The organism is Candidatus Symbiothrix dinenymphae (assembly GCF_001431085.1).
In genome coordinates this window covers 1-677 of record NZ_BBRU01000187.1, presented here as the reverse complement: position 1 = coordinate 677, position 677 = coordinate 1, and the positions used below count along the sequence as shown (strand labels likewise).

The 677-nt window shown below is 49.9% G+C and carries 2 pseudogenes; one reads left to right on the top strand and one right to left on the bottom strand.

Going from position 1 to position 677, the window contains the following annotated elements:
• Positions 1 to 313 (top strand): annotated as a pseudogene (locus ASC50_RS06670) (nucleoside recognition domain-containing protein); the annotation flags it as partial.
• On the opposite strand, the pseudogene ASC50_RS02690 reads toward ASC50_RS06670, so the two are convergent.
• Positions 279 to 677, bottom strand: a pseudogene (locus ASC50_RS02690) (ParB/RepB/Spo0J family partition protein); the annotation flags it as partial. The pseudogenes ASC50_RS06670 and ASC50_RS02690 overlap by 35 nt on opposite strands.

Genomic DNA, 677 nt, shown 5'->3' with positions numbered 1-677 from the left:
GCACGTTGAACCTCCTTTAAGCGGTGAAGACGAAGAAGACACCGTAGTGCTGGGGCAACGTTTGCAAGCAGAAAAATACGCCGACGGCACACCCATCTTCACCCCCTTGGTAGCCCTGAGCCTGCTATTGTTCGTGCTAATCTATTTCCCGTGCGTCGCCACCGTCACCGCCATCAAAAACGAATCCGGCTCGTGGAAGTGGGCACTACTCACAATAGCCTACACCACCATATTAGCGTGGATAGTGAGCTTCGCAGTGTATCAAATGGGGACAATTCTTACCGCGGCGTTATCGCATCAAAGCGTTGGATGATGCTTTCCAGCTCGTCCTGATTGGCAAATGCGATGGTGATTTTGCCTGCGCCTTTTTCGTTGAGGGTGAGATTGACATTGGCCGCCAACACATCGGAGAGGTGTTTTTTCAAGGGCTGGAAAGCCTCCGTCATTTCTTGTGCTTGCCTTTTGGCAGGCGATTTGGATTCTTTGGGTGAATTTTCGGGTTCGGACAATACTTTGTCTTGATTCAATGCCGCAATTATTTCTTCTGTCCGGCGTACCGACAAGCCTTGCTCCACCACCGATTCGTAGATATACAACTGGTCGGAAGGGTTTTCGACCGACAATATCAGTTTGGCATGTCCCATATCTATCTTCTTGTCTCGCAGCCCTATCTGAAT